A 5491-nucleotide genomic window follows, 5' to 3' on the forward strand; every position below is an offset into this window, starting at 1 on the left:
CCCGCCTGTGTAATGAAATCTTGTACATAGAAGAGTCCATTCGGATCCTTGAAATCAATGGTTTCTTCCCCTTCAATCGTTGGATGGGCGATAACCTTGCCGTCAGGGGAAACAATCGTAAAATACCCATCTATCCCAAAATGGAAGGCGGATTTCGGATCTCTTTTTCCTTCTGCACCCATTGGACCGATGAGCTCGATCTTGGCAATTTCTTGTGCCTCTTCCTTCGTAATCAACCCTTCATTCACTTGATCTTGCAATAATGAGAGCGTAGAGATGGCAATCTCGACTTTATCCTTAATTTCATTCCTGCCTAAATCAGCCAATGAATTACTTGCAGTAAAATAAGAATAAAAACCAATATATAAACTAGGCAATAAAACTAAAACGGCTGTCAAAATAATTAACTTTGTTCGGATAGACCGTACGATCAATTTCATATTCAAATCCCCCATAATAATCTATTCTCATTGTTCCGCTATGTACTCAAATACCGCTTTTCATAAGTTGAAAGCGGAATTGGCTTGTTGTATATAAAGTTTGCAATCTATTCGTATTTCTGTTCCCTAGCTAGCGTTGATTCCCCTTCCAAATAAATGGTTTTCGATTGCTTTATCCCCCAATAAACAGACTTGATTCGCCCTCCTCGGAGATATCATTTTTCGAATATCTTTTGTTCAACTAATTATCCCCGTTCTTTCCGACTTGTACTATAAGGTAAAACCCTAGATATCATAGGGATAAACCGAATGCAAAATCATTATTTCGAGGGGTTAAATATGGGTTTCAAATAGGGAAAGGTTTCCATTAAGACAAAAAAATGAAGCGCGCGCCCTCACACACTTCATTCCAACGATTCACTATTCATTTCCAAAAATCAATTCACTTCTATCCCGGCATTATCTGTTACAAATGTGGAATGTTAATTAGGCTTTCCTCTCATCGTCTCTGCCTATACTTTTTGCATGTTTCATTCACTTTCCTCGTCTCTTTTACTCTTGAGACTGTGACCCTAGTAGGCACATTTCTCCAGGGAACTATTTGTAAGACAGATCAGGTAATAAGGATTTATGGTTCATTTTTGATACTTAGTCTTTCGAATAACTATGAATTCCTTGAATCCTCTCTCCTTCTTACACACATTTCTACTGTCTCTGAATCTACTATGATATAGTTGATTCAAATATTCTTTTTTATCAAAATGCAGATTCATTTGGGGGAAATTAAATGAAAAAGATAATAAGAAAAACATTCCTATATACATTATTCATTACATGGGTGGCTGGAGTCACCATAGCCAGCCCTGTATCAGCCCATGCAGCGGTCACTTCTTTTAAAGATGTGCCGAAAAGCTTGGATCACCATGAGGCAATTCTGAACTTGACCGGAAGGGGCATCCTACAAGGATATGAGGATGGCACTTTCCGGCCGGACGCCACATTGACACGCGCGCACGCCTCGAAAATCCTTGCGCTATCCCTTGAGTTGGATACGCGGAATGTAAAAGATCCAGGCTTCAAAGATCTGAAGAAAAACCAATGGTACTACGGTTATGTCGCTGCACTCGCGAATGCCGGGTACATCTCCGGCTTTGAAGACGGCACTTTCCGGGCGAATGCGCCAATGACACGCGCACAAGCAGCGAAGATCATTGACTTAAGCTATAAACTTCCATTAGAAGCGAAAACGGCTAACCCTTTTAAAGATGTCAGCAATTCAGCATGGTACGTCGGCCATATCCGTAAACTTGTTGAAAACGAGGTGACGAAAGGCAAAACGGCGACGACATTTGAACCGAATGCAAAGGTCACACGCGCACAAATGGCTTCATTCGTCGTGCGCTCTGAAAACTTAGTGAAAGCAGCCAATCTCGCAGAAGAAACAAAAACAAAAATCCGTGCCATCGTACTCGAAAACAGTGTTATTGAAAAAGACGGAAAAAAAGTATCACAATCCACTTATGACTCAAAAACCGACACATTGACAATGACCGCTTATAATCGTGACGACGGAATAAAAGCTGTCCAAGGCCTCGGCTTTTTCTCTGACAAGCTTCTTGCGCTTGGCGTTTCACACATCCGCATCGCGGACGGCCCCCTTATCAATGTCGTCGAAAACCGTACAGCCGCCAAAGAACAACTTCAAAACGCTATGGTGGATATGCTCAAAGCACCGAGCGACAAAACCAACGGAGATTTAGTCGCGAACAACATCAAAGTCACACTGTACGGCCAAAGTGAAGGCAACCAATTTTGGGAGTATTTTAATGTGAATTTGCGTGTTTATACGGGTGGGTGATCATTTCTATCGGCAGTGGAGAATCTCGAAGGATGTTTAAATCCTCTTTGCAGAGTAAATTCTGTTAAAGCAGAAAAACAGGCGTCAACCAGTATAATTCTCATACAACCGAGTAAGTGGGATGGGTGAATAGTCATACATCCACTAAAATAGACTACGCACTAATCCCCCGGACAAGAGAGCTAATCTCTACACTTAACTTCAGTGCTGCTCTCCCCTCTTTCATTAGGGATTATTTTCACCAAAAGGATGTATAAATTATGACAATACCTATGCAGTAGATTTATATCATAATTCATAAAAACGGATTAACATGCAAAAACAAGCCAATCAAAGACAATAATGATTGACCTTTCGTTGCTCTATTATGCAATTATAGCGAATTAACAAAGTAGTTCGCTGCACCGTTTAGGTAGTCAAAAAAATGCTGGCGCCCCAAAAAACAGGTACCCGCGCGACCCTACAATCAGTCAATACTATCTTTCCACGCCTTATAAAGTGGTGGGTTGAGGTTCTTTACATGGTACATGAACTCGTTTCCATACCCTTTCTTTTTTATTCCTTTAATAAATTTTGTAGGGGTGGTTCGAACTGAACCAAACGCTCTTTTCAAATCAATCACTTTAATTTCCATTGCTTCATTGAACAAAATATGGCGAACTTCCGTATCTATTCTTTCGAACCCTATTCTTTTCATTTCAACAAACAACGCTAAAATTTTTTCCACAATTTCTTCAGGTAATTGCTTTTCTTTTTTTAGATATTGCGGGAGGGAGATTCCTTTCACGTACTCCATGACTATATAATTTGGTCCATGCTCATAAAGTCGAGGAATTATGGAAGACGATTGGCCCTTTTGCATTGCATGCATTTCAAGTTTTTTTGTTTCTTCGTTCCCAAATACTTTAACGCACCTGTCCGGTGTCAGTTGAAAGACCGATCCATCATTCCCCTTCCCAATCACCTTATAATCCTTAAAATCTTTAAGACTGACTTTCCCTTTATTTTTGGATATTATCGATTTAAAATCTTCCATTATTTCAACACACCTCCATTTTTAGTTATTCGTTATTTTGATTGCATTATCGCTTCATAGTAATTGAAAGTATCACTTAATCCAGTAAGCAAATCATAGGATGGTTGCCAACCTAGGAACGTTTCAGCTTTTGTGCTATTCAATCGACTATGTTGAATATCTCCTTCACGCGCTGGCATGGATATTGGAGTGATTTGAACAGATGCGATTGACGCTATATTGGCAAGAAGCTCGTTTATACTCGTCTTTGTATTGCCACCAATATTGAAGATCTCATTTGTGCCTTTATTGATTGCCATCAAAGTGGCTAAAGCAATATCTTTTACATAAACAAAATCCCGGGTCTGCTCCCCGTTTCCATATATAACCGGTGCTTCGCCGACCAATATCTTCCTAAAGAAAATCGATATGACGCTCCCTTCTCCTTCGGAAGATTGTCTCGGACCGTAAATATTGGCATATCTTAATATGGTGAACGGAACTTCATGTAAGTCTTTAAAAAGTTGAATGTACATTTCGGAGGTATATTTGGAAAGTCCGTAAAAGGACAAAGGCTTTAGGGGGTATGACTCCGAAATACTACTGTCCTCAGTTTCTCCGTACACAGCACAAGAGGAAGAGAAAATAATTTTTTTCACCTTGTACTTTTTACAGTAGTTTAGTAAGCGAATGGTGCCTAATATATTTTGATCAGCATCATAGACTGGATTTTGTATGGACGTCCCAACGTCCACTTGCGCTGCCAGATGAATCACCACATCTGGTTTTTCAAGTGCGAAGACTTTTTCCATTTTGGGTGAGTTAATATCCATTTCGACTAGTTTAGCTTGAGATGGCACCACATCTTTTTTACCAGTACTGAAATTATCAACAATGATTGTCTCATGCTCATCTTGAAGTAATAGCTCCACAACATGGGAACCAATAAATCCGGCTCCTCCAGTAACTAGTATTTTCACAATAACTCCCCCCTTTTGAATTTCATTATTTTTAATCTCTTTGTTAAACGGTTTTTGATAAATTAATATAAACCAAGTTCCTTTCCCCAAATCATTGTTTTTTCCAAATACCTTTCTAACAACACACTCTTCTCTCCCCTTAACACTCTACGCAAGTGATTTAGCAGCCTTTTTTCTAAAGTTCTCTGTAAATAGGCCATTTTCATGAGCTGTACAGGGTCCGTTTTAAACGTAATCCCATATTTTTTCATCTCATCACTATATAACTGTGCACAATGATTTCGTATTGCATCAGCGTTTTTTTGCCAATCCTTTCGGAAATCGATTAAAATCTCCACAAGGACTACTAGGTCAAACCATCCGGGAGCATATTTCGCGGATTCCCAGTCCACTAGCTGGATATCCCAGTCTTCGTTTTCATTTGCATTCCGGCAACTGATATTATGAATATGAAGATCTCCATGGATGAGGCTTTGCCCACTTTCTATCACTTCAGGAAAGAATATCGGACCTTTTCGGAAAATACGATGCAGATTTTTGTAGCAAGGTTCTACAAGACCCCTTAAATTTGAATCTTTCATTGCAAGGTCAAGAAATTCTTTCGTTTTTTCAATATGCTTCCTTCTCTCTGAATCCATCGACTTTGAAGTATAAGCGGGTAGCCAGGAATCGAAGATGTCTCTATGCTGCGAAATCCGCTTCTCAAATGTTGCTGCATGAAACTTTGCCACTGTTGGAATAATGTTATCGTAATGACTTGGGTCAAGTTTGATTTGCCCCCGTAATGGCTTGCAATACTCGATGAACATCCAAATTTCCCCGGACTTTACATTAGGCTCAATCCAATATACTTTCGGCATAAATTCCTGGAGAAAGGTATTCGCTATTTGATACATATTCAATTCAACGACATGGTTCTCTTTCAATGGCTTTTTATAAATTTTTAGTACGATAGGAATTTCAGTCGTTCCATCTGTGATCATTAATTTCCAAATACTTGTTTTTTCACGGGAGTTTTTTAGGCATTCCACTTCTTTCTCGAATAATTTAACAGGTTTTCCGAAAACCATCTTGAATCGGTTTTCCCAACCAAACCGCCTCCACTGTTGTATAACTTCTTCTTTACTAATCAAAGAAAAGCACCCCCTTTTCTAAAATTGATTCTGAACGTTTTGCCCAAAAGTAACGTTTTGAACCG

General features: G+C 39.4%; 5 protein-coding genes. 1 reads left to right on the top strand and 4 read right to left on the bottom strand.

Features of this window, described 5'->3' with window-relative positions; all coding sequences use genetic code 11:
- Positions 1-440, bottom strand: a 440-nt coding sequence (locus tag AWV70_RS11885; protein ID WP_201024360.1) for a cache domain-containing protein, incomplete at its 3' end; no start/stop codon positions are given.
- 787 nt (positions 441-1227) lie between these two features.
- On the opposite strand from AWV70_RS11885, the gene AWV70_RS11890 reads away from it, so the two are divergent.
- Complete coding sequence (locus AWV70_RS11890; protein WP_060207325.1) at positions 1228-2298, top strand: S-layer homology domain-containing protein; 1071 nt, start codon at positions 1228-1230, stop codon at positions 2296-2298.
- Positions 2299-2764: 466 nt separating this feature from the next.
- Here AWV70_RS11890 and AWV70_RS11895 read toward each other — a convergent pair whose 3' ends face one another.
- From AWV70_RS11895 to AWV70_RS11905, 3 genes are read right to left on the bottom strand one after another with little or no spacing between them, the layout of a single operon-like run.
- Positions 2765-3334: an AarF/UbiB family protein gene (locus tag AWV70_RS11895; protein WP_060207327.1), complete on the bottom strand. Its 570-nt coding sequence runs from the start codon at positions 3332-3334 to the stop codon at positions 2765-2767.
- 32 nt (positions 3335-3366) lie between these two features.
- Positions 3367-4383, bottom strand: a complete 1017-nt coding sequence (locus AWV70_RS11900) for an NAD-dependent epimerase/dehydratase family protein (protein ID WP_235588641.1) — start codon at positions 4381-4383, stop codon at positions 3367-3369.
- A complete protein-coding gene (locus tag AWV70_RS11905) occupies positions 4356-5426 on the bottom strand; it encodes a phosphotransferase (RefSeq protein ID WP_060207329.1) in 1071 nt (356 codons plus the stop codon). Before AWV70_RS11905 ends, AWV70_RS11900 begins: the two co-directional genes overlap by 28 nt.
- Positions 5427-5491 lie beyond the last annotated feature (65 nt).

The organism is Sporosarcina koreensis, assembly GCF_001531445.1.
In the GTDB taxonomy this organism is placed as follows: domain Bacteria; phylum Bacillota; class Bacilli; order Bacillales_A; family Planococcaceae; genus Sporosarcina; species Sporosarcina koreensis_C.

Excerpts from the sequence above, each read along its gene's own strand:
- AWV70_RS11890 (WP_060207325.1), top strand. The coding sequence starts at position 1,228 with ATGAAAAAGATAATAAGAAAAACATTCCTATATACATTATTCATTACA.
- AWV70_RS11895 (WP_060207327.1), bottom strand. The coding sequence starts at position 3,334 with ATGGAAGATTTTAAATCGATAATATCCAAAAATAAAGGGAAAGTCAGT.